The sequence below is a fragment of the Streptomyces sp. NPDC029151 genome (assembly GCF_055564315.1).
Map to the genome: position 1 here is coordinate 145,754 of NZ_JBVHWQ010000005.1, position 16,774 is coordinate 162,527.

The 16,774-nt window shown below is 71.4% G+C and carries 17 protein-coding genes; 5 read left to right on the forward strand and 12 right to left on the reverse strand.

Translation table 11 applies throughout. The annotated features are described in order from the left end of the window. Positions 1-246: 246 nt before the first annotated feature. The 3 genes from ACZ4VF_RS20540 to ACZ4VF_RS20550 form a co-directional block, all read right to left on the reverse strand. A complete protein-coding gene (locus ACZ4VF_RS20540) occupies positions 247-1,404 on the reverse strand; it encodes a PQQ-dependent sugar dehydrogenase (protein WP_467927983.1) in 1,158 nt (385 codons plus the stop codon). Positions 1,405-2,151: 747 nt separating this feature from the next. Then, a complete protein-coding gene (locus ACZ4VF_RS20545; protein ID WP_467927543.1) occupies positions 2,152-2,589 on the reverse strand; it encodes an ATP-binding protein in 438 nt (145 codons plus the stop codon). A gap of 705 nt (positions 2,590-3,294) precedes the next feature. Further along, positions 3,295-3,417: a hypothetical protein gene (locus tag ACZ4VF_RS20550; RefSeq protein WP_467927544.1), complete on the reverse strand. Its 123-nt coding sequence runs from the start codon at positions 3,415-3,417 to the stop codon at positions 3,295-3,297. A gap of 321 nt (positions 3,418-3,738) precedes the next feature. On the opposite strand from ACZ4VF_RS20550, the gene ACZ4VF_RS20555 reads away from it, so the two are divergent. Both ACZ4VF_RS20555 and ACZ4VF_RS20560 read left to right on the forward strand, forming a co-directional pair. Then, entirely contained in the window at positions 3,739-4,278 is a 540-nt protein-coding gene (locus ACZ4VF_RS20555; protein ID WP_467927545.1) for an ArsR/SmtB family transcription factor, read from the forward strand. After that, positions 4,275-5,582, forward strand: a complete 1,308-nt coding sequence (locus tag ACZ4VF_RS20560; protein ID WP_467927547.1) for an MFS transporter — start codon at positions 4,275-4,277, stop codon at positions 5,580-5,582. The genes ACZ4VF_RS20555 and ACZ4VF_RS20560 overlap by 4 nt, the downstream gene beginning before the upstream one ends. 110 nt (positions 5,583-5,692) lie before the next feature. Here the strand turns inward: ACZ4VF_RS20560 and ACZ4VF_RS20565 are convergent, their stop codons facing one another. Continuing rightward, positions 5,693-6,340, reverse strand: coding sequence for a DUF998 domain-containing protein (locus ACZ4VF_RS20565; protein ID WP_467927548.1), 648 nt, complete (start codon positions 6,338-6,340; stop codon positions 5,693-5,695). Positions 6,341-6,629: 289 nt separating this feature from the next. Between ACZ4VF_RS20565 and ACZ4VF_RS20570 the strand changes: the two genes are divergently transcribed. Continuing rightward, on the forward strand, positions 6,630-7,178 hold the full coding sequence (locus tag ACZ4VF_RS20570) for an SMI1/KNR4 family protein (RefSeq protein WP_467927550.1): 549 nt from the start codon (positions 6,630-6,632) through the stop codon (positions 7,176-7,178). A 43-nt stretch (positions 7,179-7,221) separates the two neighbouring features. On the opposite strand, the gene ACZ4VF_RS20575 is transcribed toward ACZ4VF_RS20570, so the two are convergent. The 5 genes from ACZ4VF_RS20575 to ACZ4VF_RS20595 form a co-directional block, all read right to left on the reverse strand. Continuing rightward, positions 7,222-7,521: a hypothetical protein gene (locus ACZ4VF_RS20575; RefSeq protein WP_467927551.1), complete on the reverse strand. Its 300-nt coding sequence runs from the start codon at positions 7,519-7,521 to the stop codon at positions 7,222-7,224. Positions 7,522-7,562: 41 nt separating this feature from the next. Beyond that, entirely contained in the window at positions 7,563-7,745 is a 183-nt protein-coding gene (locus ACZ4VF_RS20580; RefSeq protein WP_467927553.1) for a hypothetical protein, read from the reverse strand. A 134-nt stretch (positions 7,746-7,879) separates the two neighbouring features. Next, complete coding sequence (locus ACZ4VF_RS20585) at positions 7,880-8,278, reverse strand: STAS domain-containing protein (RefSeq protein ID WP_467927554.1); 399 nt, start codon at positions 8,276-8,278, stop codon at positions 7,880-7,882. Further along, a complete protein-coding gene (locus ACZ4VF_RS20590; protein WP_467927555.1) occupies positions 8,275-9,360 on the reverse strand; it encodes a cobalamin B12-binding domain-containing protein in 1,086 nt (361 codons plus the stop codon). The genes ACZ4VF_RS20585 and ACZ4VF_RS20590 overlap by 4 nt, the downstream gene beginning before the upstream one ends. Continuing rightward, on the reverse strand, positions 9,357-11,030 hold the full coding sequence (locus tag ACZ4VF_RS20595; protein WP_467927557.1) for a PP2C family protein-serine/threonine phosphatase: 1,674 nt from the start codon (positions 11,028-11,030) through the stop codon (positions 9,357-9,359). The genes ACZ4VF_RS20590 and ACZ4VF_RS20595 overlap by 4 nt, the downstream gene beginning before the upstream one ends. A gap of 297 nt (positions 11,031-11,327) precedes the next feature. Between ACZ4VF_RS20595 and ACZ4VF_RS20600 the strand changes: the two genes are divergently transcribed. After that, positions 11,328-11,660: an STAS domain-containing protein gene (locus ACZ4VF_RS20600; protein ID WP_467927558.1), complete on the forward strand. Its 333-nt coding sequence runs from the start codon at positions 11,328-11,330 to the stop codon at positions 11,658-11,660. A gap of 794 nt (positions 11,661-12,454) precedes the next feature. Here ACZ4VF_RS20600 and ACZ4VF_RS20605 read toward each other — a convergent pair. From ACZ4VF_RS20605 to ACZ4VF_RS20615, 3 genes are read right to left on the reverse strand one after another with little or no spacing between them, the layout of a single operon-like run. Next, positions 12,455-13,117: a response regulator transcription factor gene (locus ACZ4VF_RS20605; RefSeq protein WP_467927559.1), complete on the reverse strand. Its 663-nt coding sequence runs from the start codon at positions 13,115-13,117 to the stop codon at positions 12,455-12,457. Then, a complete protein-coding gene (locus ACZ4VF_RS20610; protein WP_467927561.1) occupies positions 13,114-14,250 on the reverse strand; it encodes a sensor histidine kinase in 1,137 nt (378 codons plus the stop codon). The genes ACZ4VF_RS20605 and ACZ4VF_RS20610 overlap by 4 nt, the downstream gene beginning before the upstream one ends. Positions 14,251-14,304: 54 nt before the next feature. Continuing rightward, positions 14,305-14,472 carry a hypothetical protein gene (locus ACZ4VF_RS20615; RefSeq protein ID WP_467927562.1) on the reverse strand — a complete coding sequence of 56 codons (168 nt, stop codon included), beginning with the start codon at positions 14,470-14,472 and terminating at the stop codon, positions 14,305-14,307. Between the two features lie 481 nt (positions 14,473-14,953). Between ACZ4VF_RS20615 and ACZ4VF_RS20620 the strand changes: the two genes are divergently transcribed. Continuing rightward, entirely contained in the window at positions 14,954-16,462 is a 1,509-nt protein-coding gene (locus ACZ4VF_RS20620) for an alpha/beta hydrolase (RefSeq protein WP_467927563.1), read from the forward strand. The last annotated feature ends 312 nt before the right edge of the window (positions 16,463-16,774 follow it).

A 16,774-nucleotide genomic window follows, 5' to 3' on the forward strand; every position in this document is an offset into this window, starting at 1 on the left:
GGCCACTGTGCGCCCGGGCGCAACGCCGCCCGTGAGCCGGACCGATGCCCACGACCGGGTCCTCTCCAGGCGGCACACCGCAGCGCCGTGTGCCGCCGACGGATCCTGCACCAGTGCCGACACACCGTCCGCTCCGCAGCACGGGTTCTGGCGAGGGCCGTACTCGGCGTAAGGAAGAGGTTCGAGCGTATGCGTCAGTACACCGCTGAGGACCGACGCCGCTACGACTTCGCCGGTCATGAACCTCTACTTGATGGCCACCTTGAGGATGCGGTCCTTTCCGGCGCCCTGGTCGGTCGTGCCCATCCAGAGCTGGTCGGCGCCAGGGACCTTGGCGATCGCGCGGAGCCGGCCGTAAGCACCGTTGTAGTAGGACGTCGCGTGTCCGACATCCTGGCCGGTGGCGTCGATCGGCATCCTCCACAGTCGGCGACCGCTCAGCGTGGTGGCGTAGATGACGTCGTTGACAACCGCAATCTGTGCGGGCACGCCCCCCTTGTCCGGGCTCCAGACCATTTTGGGGTTGGTCATGCCCGAGGTGGAGCAGTTGCCCTGGCAGAGCGGCCAGCCGTAGTTCTTACCGGGCTTGACGAGGTTGAGCTCGTCCCATTTCTCCGCGCCGATCTCTGTTTCCCACAGCCGTCCGGCACGGTCCCAGGCCAGTCCCTGGGGGTTGCGGTGGCCGTAGCTGTAGACACGGGTTCCGAAGGGGTTTCCGGGTGCCGCGGCGCCGGTCTTGGTGATCCGCAGGATCTTTCCGTTGGGCGACTTCTTGTCCTGAGCCAGTTGGCGCTTCGAGGCGTCGCCGGTGGCGACGTACAGATATCCGTCGGGTCCGAAGGCGATCTGCCCGCCGTTGTGCCTGGTCTCCTGGGGGTCCCTGCGGATTCCTGTCAGGATCGGGGTGTAGTCGCTCAGCTTGGTGCCGTCGAAGCGCATCCTGACCACGCGGGAGTCCTCGGACGTGGTCTCCATGAAGAAGACGTCCTTGTCGGTGGTCCCGTTCCAGGTCGGGGACACGGCGACACCGAGCAGACCGCCCTTGTCCCGCGATTCGCTCCACACCGCGCCCGGCACGGTGCCGACCTTCTTCTTTGCCCCGTCCAGGGCGATCGCCCAGACCTGTCCGGCGTCCCGTTCGGTCACCAGCGCCGCCTTGTGGCCCCGGAGGAACGAGATCCCCCAGGGTGTCGTCAGCTTGTCCGCGAGCGTGCTGACCCCTGATGGCGCACCGCCTCCGCGGGGCGCACTGAGCCCGCCGTCCCGCGCATGGGGAGTGAGGGGCGGTTCCGTGGCCGTAGCGGGCGGCCCTGACACACCAACGGCCATGAAGGCGGCGGCAGCGGTGAGGGCGCCCAGCCCCGGGCGGACCCGACGCAGTGTCGAAAACGACATGTGTGACATTTTGTTACCTTCCTGCTGGAGAGCGAACCGCGTGGTCTCCGGCGGGGGTGACACGTGACAAGTGCCAAGCACCGAGCGCCAAGTGCCACGGTTCGACAGGGTGGTTTCATTGCTGCGCCGCAGCATGGGGGAATCCGTGTGGACGGAGCGTGACCGCCCTGGCTCCCCTGCGGGGCGTCCGCCCAACCTGTGACGGACCGTTTGCCGCGTCGCGGACAGCGCACATCAGTGAGCTTGTGAGCCGACGCGTCCACCGCCGGTGCACCGGCGCCGAAAGGTCCCTCCCAGGAGTGACAGCAGTCGTGCACGTGGGCGCGCGGGTTACACCGTGTCAGGCGAAAGTCGTCAGCGGTGGGGGCGCGAACTTCCGGACACAACCCCGCCCTCAGCGTCCCCTGTCCCGGGCGCCGCCAGGGTCGTGGCAGGTGCAGCGGAGCGTCCGGCCTGCTCGGCGAGGGGCGGTCGCGGCACGCCGTACTCGCTCTGCCCTGCAACGGAACTCAGGGCGGGTGGCCCAAGCGATGCCGGACGTCCGTTCGAGACCTGTTCGGACAGATCACCTGCCCCCACCGGATTACCGGCGGCCGCCTGGCGACCCGAAGGTGGACATTGGGAAGCGGGTCTCCCCCATGGGCCCCTGACGGAGGCGGCACCGGCCGGGGCCCCGCCTTGCGACGCGACACCTGAGGCAGTTGCACGCGGCCCCGACCCGTCACACCGCCGGTTCGCGTTCCGTCGAGCGGCGGCTCAACCGTGCTGCCGAGGCCGGCGTCCGACGACGGCGCCGCCGGAGTCGTCGGTCAGAGCGAGGCGGGCGGTGATGCGTTTGCCGACCGGCTGCCGCTGCGCTTCGAAGCTCTGGACTACGGCCATGACGATCTCCAGGCCGTGCTGCCCGACCCGGCCGGCGTCCGCGGCCCGGGCAACCGGCAGGACCGGGTCGGAGTCCCACACCGAGATCTCCACCAGGCCATCGAGAATGCGCAGGTCCAGCACGACCGGGCCAGGAGCGTACTTGCGGGCGTTGGTGACCAGTTCACTGACCACCAACTGGGTGAGATCCATGGCTCGCTGCGAGACGCGCAGGCCGTGGTCGGCCTGGGCCCGGGTGAGGAATCCGGCCGCCAAGTGGCGGGCGTGAGCGATGTCCGCGCCATCCCCGACCAGGACAGCGCTGGTCTGCATGACCGGCCTGCCCGGCGCCGCGCCACCTGTCGGCGCTGAGTCAGCTTCCATAACGGTCGTCAATTCGTCCCCCCATCACAACCAAGTCTGCGCGTACCCGCACAGTTGCGGATCATGCCTCGCCGTTTGCCTGGCGCCCGCCACCCGACGGCATCGCTCGTCCCCGTGCCGAGCGGCAGCGCGCGCGAGGGCTTGAGCGTGGAACAGGAGCAGCGGGGTGTCCGGGGCTGAGTGACGCGTCGACCACGCTGGTCGGACCGGTCAACTGTCGATCGTGCCCGTCACCCCCGACGGCCGCCGCCGGCGCATCCGTGATGCGTACCACCGGCAACCCGGGTGCGTCGGCGCCGTCATCGACTGCGCGGAAGCGCCCGCCACGCCCTCACCGGCTGGCCGACGACCGGCCCTCTCGGACTCGGGCCGCAGTCCGCGCTTGAGCACGGCCGCCGACTGAACGGCTGGAGGGTGTGACGACGGTCCGTGACCAGGCGCAGACGACCGCAGGAGGGCGGCGACACCCCGCGGGGGGGCCCGGCAGGGGGACCCGCCGGCAGTCATGGGCTCCCGGCTGCGGTGGCTGTCCGAGGAACGCGGCTCGGCCCGGCTCCGGCACCCCGTGACGCCGGTGGTGGCAGCAGCGGTCGGGCCGGACGGGCGGCCTGCCCGGCTGCGGGCCCTGCAGGGAGCCGCGCTTGGGTCCGCCGTTCACGCACCGGAGTTCATGAGGACCGGTTCGGCGGCCTGCCACAGCGCGTTCGCCCCACGCTCCTGCGCCTGCCGGCGTGCCCGGAAGAGGTTCTCGTGGGCGAGGTCGGCAGGTGTCCGCACGAGCCCGGCACGGCCCGCCGTGAGCCTCGGTGAGGCGGGCGGACCAGGACATGGAGTTCGTGTCGAACGAGAAGACGAACGTCCCGTCCGCGATGGCCATCGCTTCCCACGACATGCGGGTGACATACCGCCTGCGTGCGGGAGAACCGGCTCGCTCGGTCCTTGGCGGCGCCATGAGCGGCGGGCGCTCCGAGCCCCGGCCGCCCGGAGCGCAGGTTCGAGGTGGTACCGCCCGTCCACCGCCGCTCAACGGAGTCATGATCCAGCCAGTTCGTGCGCATCCCCTTGCACAATGGTCAAGAGTCGTTGACCATTTCTCGCATGGCTACCGATGATCTTCCCGAGACGTTTCACGTCACCACGGACGAACAGCTGCGCGCCGTCTCCAGCCTCACGCGCCACCGGATCATGGCCGTGCTCCGCTTCGAGCCGGCGACGATCACGCAGATCGCCGAGCGGGTGGGTCTCGCGAAGGGGAGCTCCAGCTATCACGTACGGCTCCTGGAACGGGCCGGCCTGGTGAAGGTGGTGCGGACGCGGAAGGTCCGGGGCGTCACCGAGCGGTACTACGCGATGGCCGCGCGGACGATCGCGCTGCCGGATCCGGAGGAGGGAGGGCCGGACGTGCTGATGCGGCATGCGGTGGCGGACCTGGAGGCGGCGCCGGCGGATGGCGAGCGGCACGTGCGGATGGCGCACCTCCGGCTCACCGATGAGCAGTTCGCGGAGTTGGGGGCGCGGCTGCAGGCACTGGCGGACGAGTACCGCGAGCTGTCCGATCCGTCGCTGCCGGACGCGTCACTCGTGTTCGCACTGTTCCACCCGGCATCGCGCGAGCAGGCCGAGGGGAGCGCCAAGTGACCTCAGGGGTGCGGAAGTTGCCGGCCGGGTTCGGGCGGCTGTGGACTGCGCAGACGATCTCCTCGCTCGGTGACGGGGTGTCGCATGCCGCGCTGCCACTGCTCGCGTTGACGTTGACGCGGGATCCGGTGGCGCTCGCCGTCGTCACGGCCGCCGGGACGCTGCCGTGGCTGCTCTTCGGGGTGGTCGGTGGTGCGCTGGTGGACCGCTGGGACCGTCGGCGCACGATGTGGGTCGCGGACGCGGCGCGTGCGGTGCTGCTCGCGATACCGGCGGCAGCGGCCGGGCTCGACGTGCTGAGCATTCCGCTGCTCGCGGCCGTTGCCTTCCTCCTCGGCCTCGGCGGGCTGTTCTTCGACACGGCCGCAACGGCCTACCTGCCGGATCTGCTCGGGCGCGACCCCGCGCTCCTGGAGCGCGCCAACTCTCGCCTGCGCGGCGCCCAGACCGCCATGTCCGGTTTCGCGGGGCCGCCTGCGGGCAGTGCGCTGCTCGCGCTCGGGCGGGCGGTTCCGTTGCTCGCCGACGCCGTGTCGTTCCTGTGCTCCGGGCTGCTCGTCCGGACGCTGCCCGCCATGCCCCGGCCCGTGCCGGAGGTCCGTGAATCGCTGCTTCGGCAAGCACGGGCGGGGGCCTCGTACGTCTTCCAAGACCGGGTGCTGCTCGGGCTGGCGCTCCGCCCGGCGGTCGGGAACGTCGCCTTCCTCGCCGTGGAGACCGTACTCGCCCTCTTCGCCCACGACCGCCTGGGCATCGGCACCTACGGCTTCGGCCTGCTCCTCACAGCGGAGGCCACCGGCGGCCTGCTCGGTGCGGGCATCGCCTCCTCCCTTGGCCGACGACTTGGCATCGGCACCGCACTGACCTGCACGGCAGCCGTCGAAGGGCTTGCCATTCTGGGCCTGGCCGCCGCCTCGGACCCGTATCTGGCGGGGCTGGCGCTCGCCGTCTGCGGGGCCGGCATGGGCGCCACGATGGTGCTCGGGCCCTCCCTCCGGCAGGCGATCGTCCCGGGCCACCTGATGGGCCGTGTCGCCTCCACCTCCCGCATGCTGGCCATGTGCGCCGCCCCCGTCGGGGCCTTCCTCGGCGGCTGGCTGGCCACCGCCTACGACATCCGCACCCCGCTCTGCGCCGCCGCCGGTCTCCTCCTGGCGATGACGGCCGTCACGGCATCCATGACCGGTAACCGCCGGGTCGAAGCGGCGTTGCGGGCCGCCGCCCCGGCCGGCGGGCCGGACCGACCGGTGTCCAGGGATCCCGCCCAGGAGCCTGCCCAGGAGAGTGAACTCGGCGTTTGGTGACGCCTGTCGGGATGTCGCCCCCGACGGTCAGGCCGAACTCCCGGACTCGGCGGACGACGCACGCCGCGTACTCGGGTGCGGATGTCCGCGTCGGACAGCGGCACCGCGGCTCACAGCATGCGGGGAGCACGGGCCGCTGTCCGGCGCTGCTCGTTCCGTGCCTCGGCTGCCAAGAGCCACAGCCACACTCCGACGGTGATCAGGTGGGCGCGTTGAGCGATGCCCTGCCCACCGCGAATCCCGACGTAGGGGCCGGCCGAGACGATCGCCGCCGTCATCGAGAGTGGCAACAGCCAGCGGGCCCAGCGTCCGGCACGACAGTACCGCCCGGTGGCCGACCGAGCATGGACGGCGAGTACGGCCATCGAGGCGAACACGGCGAAGTGCACCAGTGCGCTGGTCACCGTGTGCGCGATGTTGTCCACCGGACAGCCCGTCTCCCGGGAGGGCGCGCACCGCATCGGCAGCGCGACGTCCGCCACGGAACACACGGCGAACAGCGCGAGGGCCGCCCAAGCCGCGAACGTCCAGCTCCATGACACCAGGGGAAGGACCAGGCACGAGGCCGCCAGTACCAGCGCGGCGGAGAGCAGCTCCACCGTGCTGAACAGCACGCGGTGGGGCTGATCGGCGGCGAACGCCTCACTGACATAGGAGTTGCGCTGGTCAAGCCCGGTCCGCACGCAGAACTGGAGCAACCAGTCGTTGTAGAGAAGACCCGCCGCGGGCAGCAGGAACGCCGCCGTCGCCCACCGCACGGCCGGCCCGTCACCCCGCCTGCCCCAACAGGCACCACCTGACGAGTCCGATGCCCCTGACGCGTTGTCCGTATGCACCCAGCACCTCCGTTCCGTAGCAGCCCCGCAGGACAGACATACCGACCAGAAGTGGCAAGCGCGGTCATCGCCGTGAGCAGCCGCCCGTACGTGTCATCGTTCCGCCGCTCCGTCGCAACCGTCGGCACGTGGGCCGCCCCCGACCGGGCCGTGCTCCTCGAGCCGTCGACGGCCACGGCTGCTCCCCCTCGTTCATTGTTACGGTCGTTGGATGGCGAACTGGGACGCGGACGGCGTCCGCGTACGGGTACGGGAGATGGCCGCACGGGATCCGGGGCGGGAGCGTTTCGGCGCGCGCACGCATCGGTACGCGCTGGCGCCGCCGCTACCGGAGAGGGAGATCCGGGCGTTCGAGGAAGCCCACGGCATCGCCCTGCCGGTGGAGTACCGGTCCTTCGTCACGGAGGTGGGCAACGGCCTCGCCGGGCCCGGGCACGGCGTGATGCCGCTGACCGTCCCACGCCCGCGGGCCGACGAGGAATGGGCCGCGGACGACGAGTGGGAGGAGGACCGGCTGCCGGGCCGCCTCGCAGAGCCGTTCCCACTCACCGAACCCCTGCCCGGCCCCATCGGAGCACCCGCTGATCCGACCCGCGGCACGCTCATGCTGGCCGAACAGGGCTGCGGCATCTACGACCGGCTCGTTCTCAACGGCCCGCACGCAGGAGAGATCTGGCAGATCGATCCGGACTGGGGTGGCTTCGTACCGGTGAGCTCCGGCTTCGGATCCTGGTACTCCGTCTGGCTGGCGGGCCCGTAGACGTATGTCCTGCCCTCCAGGTCCGCCGGCGCGAGCGTCGCTGTCAGTCCCCGTTGAAGACGAGATACCGGTGAGGCCTGCGCTCGACGTGAGCAGTCAGGGCGAGGATCTCGTGCACCGCCTCCGCCTCTTCGGCGGTTGAACCGTCCGCCAAGGTCCGGAGTTCCGGGAGGAGGAGCCTGAGCTGCGACCGGTTGAACACGGTGTCGTCGTAGGGATCGACGCAACCGAGCAGGGGAAGGTCCTGCCTCGTCGCCCGTCTGCACAGGGCAGCGACGGAAGGATGCACGCACGTGGCTTCGAGCACGCCCGTGTAGGTCCGAACTTGAACGCTGATCCCCATGGGAGCACGCTACTGCTCGGCAGGTGGTGCCGCCGAGGCGTTTACGGGGGCCGGACCCGTTCCTTCACGGCCGCGATCAGCACCGTCGCCTCGTGGCGGACGGCGAGCTTTTCGTGTCCGGTCGCCACGGCCGGGTGGCGGCGCTTACGGCGGTGCATGCCGCGTTCGACGCCGGCAGCGCGCGGGCGTCCCAGGCCGATCCAGGGCACCTGGCTCGCTTCCACGGCCTGCGCGGAAGCCTGGGAGCACCTCGTTGCCTGCCCGGTCCGTTGTGTTCAGGGCAGCCGGTTTTGGTGGTGGTCTCCTCCACCGGGGCTTCCGCGCCGCGGGTTTCCCGGCCCGGCCGCCGTCGGTGTGGTCAGGTGACGCCTGCTCCGGTGAGACCGTCGTCTTCCTCCGCCTGCTGTGCCCCGGTGCGGGTGGGAGGTGCGGTGAGGTGGTCGAGGACATCGGTGAGCCGCAGCATGCGTTCGAGGCGGGCCGGCCGGTTGTCCAGGTGGAGGGTGGCGCCGAGGGCGCTGGTGCGGCGGCGGATCATGAGCAGGGCCGTCAGCCCGGAGGAGTCGATGTACGCCAGCTCGCGGAAGTCGAGCCGGACATCGGCGGGCGGTGGCTGGCCGGCCGTGAGCTGTCGACCGACTTCGTGGAGGAGGTCGTCGCTGGTGTCGTAGTCGAGTTCGCCGCGGATGACGACGGTCAGCGTGGTGGCTTCGCGGCGGACGGTCGTGGTGAATTCGCTGGGTGGCAGGTGCGTCATGCGTGTGTGTCGGGGCCGGGGACGGGGTGGGTGGCGTGCTCGGTCAGGGCGGTCCTGCCGTGGTCGAGCATCTTGAGGGCGCGGGGAAAGTCGTGGAGCTGGTCGGCCAGGGCGTCGAGGCCGGCCGGCAGCGAGTGGGCCGGGACGCCCCGGGCGGTGAGGATGCCGGCGGTCCAGGTCAGGAACGTGGTGAACAGGTGGGGGTCGTCGACGTAGAGGGCGGTGGCCAGGAACTCGACGATGTAGGCGATGTCCTCGGCGGTGCGTTCCTGCTGGGCGCGGCTGTAGGCGCGCACGGCGGGGAAGCGGTCTTCCAGGTCGGCAAGGGTCTGCTTGACGAACCGGGTCCGCGACTGGGCGACCAGGGTGTATTCCTGGTCGCCCAGGTGCGGCAGGTCGTCCACCGTGTGCCGGATCGCCGAGGCGTCCGGCCGCGGTATGCCCGCCGCCAGGACGGCGGCCGCGGCCCGTGCGTCAGGCGCCCACCGGTCTGCCCCCAGGGCGGTGGCGTAGCGGCCTTCAGGGCCGAAGGCGCGGCCGCCGGCCAGGACGGGGACGCCGAGGGCCTGGCAGGAGGTGATGGCGGCGTGCGCGGTCGGCAGGTGGGTGGGGATCGATCCGGACAGCAGGACGGCGTCGGGGTTGGTCAGATGCAGGTGGGCGACCAGGTGGGGGGTGGGGGTCTGGGCGCCGAGGTAGTCCACGCGCCAGCCGTGCAGGGCGAGCACCTCGGCGACCAGACGGGCGGGCAGCGCGTGCCATTCCCCGTCCACGCAAGCCACTGTCACCCGGCCGCGGTCGGGTGCGGGCCGGCTGGTGCCGGGGTGGTGGGCCAGGGAGGCGATGACCCGCTCGTTGATGGCGGTGGCGGCGTGTTCCTGGGCGACACTGATACGGTCCGCCGCCCATTCCGCGCCTATCTTCTCCTGCACGGGGGCGATGACCTGGAGGAGGAGCGTCTCCTCGCTCATCCCGTGGGCCAGGGCGTCGTGAACGGTCACGGCGGCTCGGTGCTCGTCACCGCCGATCACGGCCTGCCACAGCCGTTGCACCGCCCCGGCCGTGGCGGTGGGCTCACTCACTGCCTGCTCCTCCTGGTCGCTCCACCGCTCGCATGTCCGTTGACGATGCTCAACGCGCCGGTTTTCGGGGCGGTGATGGCCATGACGGCCATGTCGTCGTGGCGGCCGTTGCCCAGCCACTGCGCGGCCAGCATCTGTACCCGCTCCACCACCGCTTCCGCCGGCATGCCCACGCATTCGGCGAGCGCCCGCTTCAAGCGGTCCTCACCGAAGAGCTCATCACCCAGGGGACCGCCGCGGGCCTCGGTGATCCCGTCGGTGTACAGCAGGCAGGTCTCGCCCGGCGCGAGAACGGTCCTGGCCGTGCGCGCGGTGACGGCCGGCAGGGCGCCGACCAGGGTTCCGCGGGTGTCGGCCTCCTCCACGGTGCCGTCGGTGCGGACGATGAGGGGCGGCATGTGTCCGGCGCTGGTCAGCCGCAGCTGCGCCCGGCCGCCGCGGCGGCGTACGGAAGCCAGCGCCAGGGTGGCGAAGCGGGTGTGGTGGGAGGAGAGGAGCGCGCTGTTGAGCAGGTTGAGGATGCGTTCGTGGTCCTCGGCGAGGGGCAGCAGGGCGTGCAGAGTGTTGCGGATCTTGCCGGTCAGGACCGCCGCGTCCAGGCCTTTGCCCGCCACGTCCCCGAGGACGACCAGCGTTTCGTCGGAGGGGCCTGCGCCGGGGTGGACGTCGTAGAAGTCGCCGCCGATCCGTTCGTGTTCCTTCGACGTCCGGTAGCTGCCGGCGTACTCCACGCCGTGCACCCTGCGCAGCGTGGGCGGCAGGAGGTCCTGCATCAGCGTGGCAGTGATCGTGGCCTGCTCGGTGTACAGGCGGGCGGCGGACAGGGCCGCGCCGGCGCGGGCGGCGAACAGCCGGGCGAAGACTTCCTCGCCCTCGGTGAACGCCTGATCCGTGCCGGAGCGCAGCAGGATGAGCGCACCGGCCGGGACGCCGTGTCCGGGCAGCGGGGCGACGATGACGGAGCCGACCGAACCGGCGAAGCCGTCCGGGATCGCCCAGTCGGGAATGTCGGCGGGGTTTATCCAGCGGGCCGGCACCGGCGGGAAGCCCTGCAGCGCCTCCCTGAGCCCGGGCACACCGCCGACGTCGACCTGCCGACTGGTCTGGACGACGCGGCCCCCTCGGCAGGCGTAGGTGAGGGACAGGCGCCGCCCCTGAGGGGGCGCGATCAGCACGGCGGCCTCGGCGAGATGCTCCGCGGCCACGGAAGCGGCCACCTCCATGCACCTCGGCACGTTCAGCGTCGACAGCAGCGTGCTGGACGCCTCCGCCAACACCTCGGAGCGGCGTCGCGCATCGCTGAGCGCCCTCTCGGCCAGGCGTCGGTCGGTGGCATCGACCAGCCACCACACCACATCGCCCTCGCTGAGGGTGGGGCGCGCCTCGAAGTGGCGGTCCCCGACGGCTCCGTGCGACACCTCGGGGGCGGTGCCCGCAGGGCGTGGGGCGACGACCCGCTGATGGGCGTCGGCAAGCCAGGACGGCACCTGTTCGGAAAGGCGGGCGCCGCTCACTGCGCCCGGCAATATCAGCCGGGCGGCGTCGTTCAGGCGCACGAGGTGGCCGTGCCGGTCGGCGACCAGCACAGGATAGGGAGCCTCGGTCCACCCCGGACCGGCCTGTCGGTCGGCGTCGGGCGGACGGGCGGAAAAGCTGCTGGAAGCAGTCACAAACGGAGGCACGCCCGGTGCGTACCTCACCACCTTCCTGCCATGTGGAAACAGATGTCCAGTGGCAACCGTCCCGCACCGGCCCCGGTCATTGCAAGTCAGTCGGGAAAGGCTCACGTAAACGCCACAAGCGTCCTGGCATGAGGCAAGCCGTCACCGTGCATAATTCGGGCATCACTGTATCGTTCGCAGCCGCCGCCAGTAACGTTGTCACGGGGCGCAGCGAGAGGTCGCTGACGTGGTCGCCGACGTGTTCTCATCAGCGCGGTGACCAGCCCGTGCAAGGGAGGCCAAGCGGTGCTTCACATCGTCGAACGCATCGGCGACCACGTCACCGCCGCCCTGCCCGAAGACGTCGACCTCTACTCCACACCCACCGTTCGCGCCGTCGCGGACCGGATCATCGACGAGGGCTGCCGGCACCTCACCCTGGACGCCTCCCGCACCCTGTTCCTGGACTCCACCGGCATCACCGCCCTCATCACCTGGTACCAGCGCCTCGATCATCTGGGCGGCTCGCTCAACGTCACCGGACTCAACGAACACCAGTACGCACTGCTCAGCCGCCTTGGGCTGCACACCGTCATGACCCTCACCACCGCGCCCACCCACGAAGCCCCACGGTCATAGGTCCGAAGGAGGAAGACCGTTCCGGGATGCGGGCCGGAGCGGGAGCCGTCGCCGTGGGGGCCGTGGGCTGCGGGAGGCTCCGCGACGCGAATCCAGCGGATGCACCGGGAGAGCGTCGTCCTCTACGTCCACCGCACACCACGGCTCCAGCACGTCACGACCGACGACGCCGTAGAGGTCGACGAACAGGCCGGTACGGCGGTGTCCCGCTCGTACGTCCACCGTGCGGCGGTCCGCGCCCGGCTGCCGTCGCGGTCATCGCCGCCGGCCACTGCCACGACCGTTTCGAGCACCGCGAGGGCCGGTGGCGCTTCACCGGGCCGCGGGTCCGCGTCCACCTCGCCGCTGTCGTGACCCGCATCTGCGTCCAGTCGGCACGGAGGTGGCCACTTCCCTCCCTGGCCGCGACCGGGCCTTCCGCCAGCTCCCCGCCTCCGGTCTGCTGTTGACTGTCGGCACCGGCGTCTCTGAAGGGTCGTATCGCACTACTTGCACGCCTCGCGGTCAGGGCCGCTGGTCTGACTCCCACGCTGCGGAGTGACCCCTGCATGTCGAAGCGCCGGCGCATAACGGCCCCGGACCGGCCGGCCGGGCCGCCGGGCCGGGAGGCGCCGCGGGCGGACGCGGTCGCCCGCGCGGGGGCGGCTCGGCCGCAGGGTCCACCTGGTGCGGCCGCCGGGCGTGTGTCGGCCGTGACGGTACGGACGGGCGGTTCGGCAGGACTGCCGGCCGCCTTCGGGAACGGCCGGCCGGTGCGGGGACGGACCGGGTCAGTCGGGGTGGGACGGATCGGTTCAGTCGGGGTGGACGATGCGGCTGTCGTAGGCGAAGACCACCGCCTGGACGCGGTCGCGCAGTTCCAGCTTCTGCAGGATGCGTCCCAGGTGGGACTTCACGGTTGCCTCCGCGAGGCACAGCGTGGCCGCCACCTCCGCGTTGGACAGGCCGCGGGCGACCTGGACGAGTACCTGGCGTTCGCGGGTGCTGAGCAGGCGCAGCCGCTCCTGCCGGTGGTCGCTGCAGCCGCTGGGGATGTGCGGGGAGAACTTCTCCAGCAGCCGGCGGGTGATCCGGGGGGAGACGACCGCGTCTCCGGCGGCGACGTCGCGAATGGCGGTGAGCAGCGCTTCGGGCCGGACGTTCTTCAGCAGGAAGCCCGCTGCTCCGGCCCTGAGCCCGGCGAACGCGTACTCGTCGAGGTCGAAGGTGGTGAGGATGAGTACCTTGCTCTGCGGTGAGAGCCGGGTGATGCGACGGGTTGCCTCTATGCCGTCGGTACCCGGCATGCGGACGTCCATGAGGACGACGTCGGGGCGCAACTGCCGGGCGAGCCGGATCGCTTCGTCGCCGTCCGCGGCGCCCCCGACCGTTCTCATGTCCGGCTGGGCGTCCAGCACGGTGGTGAAGGCCATGCGCAGCAGCGCCTCGTCGTCGGCGAGGAGAACGCGGATGGTCACGCCGCCACGTCCGCTTCACGTCCGAGGTCGAGGCGTGCGGCCACCTGCCAGCCACCGTCCGGCAGCGGTCCGGCCCGCAACGTCCCACCATGGGCGGCGACTCGTTCGTGCATGCTGCGGATACCGAGTCCCGAGGCGGTGTCGGCCTTCTGCCGGGGCGGTCCGTCGTCCGTGACGTCGACCGTGACGGCGTCGGGGTCGGTGTCGGTGTCGGTCAGGCAGTGGATCCTGATGCTCGCGTGGGTGCCTGGAGGTGTGTGTTTGAGTGTGTTGGTCAAGGCTTCCTGCACCAGGCGGTAGACGGTCAGTTGCGCGGCGACGGGAACCGGGGTCGGGTCGCCCCTGATTTCCAGGCGAGTCGGCAGGCCGGCCCGGCGCATCTGTGTGGCGAGGTCCTCCAACTCGGCCAAGCCGGGCAGCGGGTGTCGTCGCGCGTCCGGCTCGTCGGCCCGCAGAAGGCGCAGGGAGCGCCGCATGTCGGTCAGCGCCTGTCGTCCGGTCTCGGCGATCTGGCGCAGTGCGGCTGACGACGTGCCGGCCGACCGGGCGTAGGGGGCGGAGTCGGCCAGGGCGACCATGACGGACAGGTTGTGGGTGACGATGTCGTGCATCTCGCGGGTGATACGGCTCCTCTCCTCGGCCACTGCGAGCCGCGCCTGCTGGTCCCGTTCGCGCTGGAGCTGTGCCGCCCGCTCCCTGAGGGCGCGCGTGTTCGCCCCGAGGGACGCGGCGGCGGCGGCGAGCGCGCTGAGCGCGACGGCGGTGGACAACAGGCGTCCCTCGGTCGCCCAGCGCTGGCAGGCCAGCGCTATGCCTCCCTCCATGACGAGGCAGGCGATCAGCAGCCGCTGCCGCGTGGTGTACGCGGCCACCGTGTAGAGGGCGACGAGCAGGCCGATGTCAGCGGGGAGTTGGTAGTCCAGCAGCCACTGGACGAACGCTGCGGCGGCCACGGCGCAGAACACCGCCCACGGAGTCCGGCGCCTCCAGACGAGGGGCAGCAGAAGACCTGAGCTGACCGCCGTTGCCGTGGGTTCGGCGACGACCGGGGGCAGCGTGGCCACGCCGAGCGCAGCCACCAGCAGGACGTCCCACACCAGGGGCGGGACGATCCGAGCGCCGGCATGAAGCACGGTCGTTACCGGCCGGGCGGGCAGGAACGCGTGGTCACGGAGCGGTGTCATCGGTCACCGGGCCTTGGCGGGGGGTTGGTTGAGTGCGGCTGCTGCGATCACGTGCTTGTTCCCTCGTGGATGCCGCCCTGCGTCGGTTCCTGCAGGTCGTGCGGCCGTGTCGGCTGTGTGGGTGGCGTCGATGGTTTCGGTCATGTCGGCGGTGACGGTGGTGTCGGTCATGTCGGCGGTGCCGGTTGACAACGCTAGGCCGCCGGTGCGACGGCGACATGGGCCCGTCGTCTGAACGCGCCTGCTCCGGGCTGCTTCCTCAGGAGGAGCGACGGTCCTACCCCGGTGGCAAAGTCGGCCTTTGACCTGGAGTTCCGCTCCTTCCGTCAGGGGCCCGGGCGCGGCGGCCGGGCGTGATGGGCCCGGGACTGCGCCCCCAGTCGTAGACGACGCGTCGGACGTGACGTGCCTCGACCGCCGAAACGGCAGGTCACGGCCATTTACCAGGCATCCGTCTCAGGGACTGCGCCGTCATGGACGCGGGGCCTGAACGACCGACCGTGAGCTGATGTGCCGGTCGGGTCCCGCGGCCTAGCTTCGGCAGTCGACAGGCGGAGCGGCTCACGTACCGCCGCCGGTCACGTCATCCGACACCGAACGAACGTGAGGAGAGGCCATGTCGAGAGCCCGTCGGACAGGTGCGACGACCGCCGTGGCGGTTCTGGCGTGCGCGTCCCTGGTCACCGCGTGCACGCCCCGGGACTCCACCCCGGCCGGAGGCCACGGACCGGCCCGGTTCGAGCAGCAGGACATCGTCTGGCACGACTGCAAGCACGGGGCGAAGGACACCGAGGGCGCGGCACTGGACGAGGCCGGAGCTCGGTGCGCCGAGCTCTCCGTACCGCTGGACTACCGGCATCCCGACGGCCGGACCATCAAGGTCGCCGTCTCCCGGCTGCCGGCGACGGACAGCGCCCACCGGCACGGCACCCTCCTCTACAACCCCGGAGGCCCCGGCCTGCCCGTCCGGTACCTGTCCCTGCACCTGCGTCGCGCCGCTCCGGCGTTGGCCGCCCGCTACGACGTGATCGGCATGGACCCCCGGTTCGTCGGACGCAGCACACCCCTCGACTGCCACTGGCCGGCTGTCAGCATCGGCTCCGCCGGAGCGGACCGCGGCACGTTCGACCAGACCGTGAGGCTGGCCGAGGACCTCGCATCCCGCTGCGCCGGCCGGCGGTCCGTCCTGCCCCACGCCTCGACGCGCAACGCGGCGCGCGACATGGACGTGATCCGTGCCGCCCTGGGCGAGCGGAAGATCAGCTATCTCGGCTCCTCCTACGGCACGTACCTCGGTCAGGTCTACACGCAGCTCTTCCCGGACCGCGCCGACCGCGTGGTGCTCGACAGCACCCTGGACGCCGACGCCTTCGGGCCGGGGCTGACCCGCACCCTCGGTCCGTCCGTCACCCGAGCGCTACGGCACTGGGCGGCCTGGGCGGCCCGCCGCGACGGCACGTACCACCTCGGCTCCACCCCGGCCCAGGTCATGCACGCCATCAGCCGGCTCAAGCGGAACATCGACCGGGCTCCCGTCAAGGTCGGCACCCACACGGTCAGCAGTCGTAACCTTCCCCAGCTCCTGTGGAACGTCACCGCGGGAGACGACGACAAGGCGTACGCGAGCTACTCCGCCGACGTCGGGGTGCTGGTACGTGCGGCCCGTGGCGACGCGGTCCGGCCCACCGCCACCCTCGGCCAGGTCCTGACCGACCTGTCCGCCCCGGACGCGGACGGAACGTTCGCCGCCCAGACCGCCATCGAGTGCGCCGACCGGGCAGCCGCCTCCCGCGACCCGGAGACCTATTACCGCGACATTCGGCGGCACCGCGACGACGACCCTCTCTTCGGGCCCCTCACCCGGACCGTGACTCCCTGCACCTTCTGGCCGACGGCCCCGGCGGAGCCCCCCACCGATGTGCACAACGACGTGCCGCTGCTGATGGTGGGTGCCACGGGTGACCCGGCGACCGTGTACCAGGGCCAGTTGGCTGCCCACCGCGCCCTGGAGAACTCCCGCCTGGTCACCTTGCGCGGCGCTTTCCGGCACACCGTCTACGCAGGGCTCTTCTCGCCGAAGAACGCTTGTATCGACGACGCGGTCAACCGCTACCTCACCACCGGTGTCCTGCCCGCTCACGACAGCTCCTGCCGCGCCTGACGCCGTCCTGGCCGGCCTGCAGGGTGTCATCACGACATGCCGGGGATGCCCGCATGCCGCATGCCGCATGCCGCATGCCGCATGGCCGCGGCCAAACGGGTGCGCGGCATCCCGACCCCCGGCCGCGCCGCACATCCCGCACCCGTGGCACCGCGCACGCCGGCCACCGTGACCGGCGGGACGGCCTGACGTGACCGTCCGGGCACGTCACACTTTCGTTCCCGTCTGCGCTCGGTCCCCAGGGGGTAGGCGGGTGTGGTGACACCTCCTACCTCTCCTTCCACGCCCTCCCCTGCTGCGACGGACGGCTCA

Coding starts and splice junctions, on each gene's coding strand:
- ACZ4VF_RS20540 (WP_467927983.1), bottom strand. CDS start 1,404: ATGTCACACATGTCGTTTTCGACACTGCGTCGGGTCCGCCCGGGGCTG.
- ACZ4VF_RS20545 (WP_467927543.1), bottom strand. CDS start 2,589: ATGCAGACCAGCGCTGTCCTGGTCGGGGATGGCGCGGACATCGCTCAC.
- ACZ4VF_RS20575 (WP_467927551.1), bottom strand. CDS start 7,521: ATGGGGATCAGCGTTCAAGTTCGGACCTACACGGGCGTGCTCGAAGCC.
- ACZ4VF_RS20555 (WP_467927545.1), top strand. CDS start 3,739: ATGGCTACCGATGATCTTCCCGAGACGTTTCACGTCACCACGGACGAA.
- ACZ4VF_RS20615 (WP_467927562.1), bottom strand. CDS start 14,472: ATGACCGACACCACCGTCACCGCCGACATGACCGAAACCATCGACGCC.
- ACZ4VF_RS20585 (WP_467927554.1), bottom strand. CDS start 8,278: ATGACGCACCTGCCACCCAGCGAATTCACCACGACCGTCCGCCGCGAA.
- ACZ4VF_RS20570 (WP_467927550.1), top strand. CDS start 6,630: ATGGCGAACTGGGACGCGGACGGCGTCCGCGTACGGGTACGGGAGATG.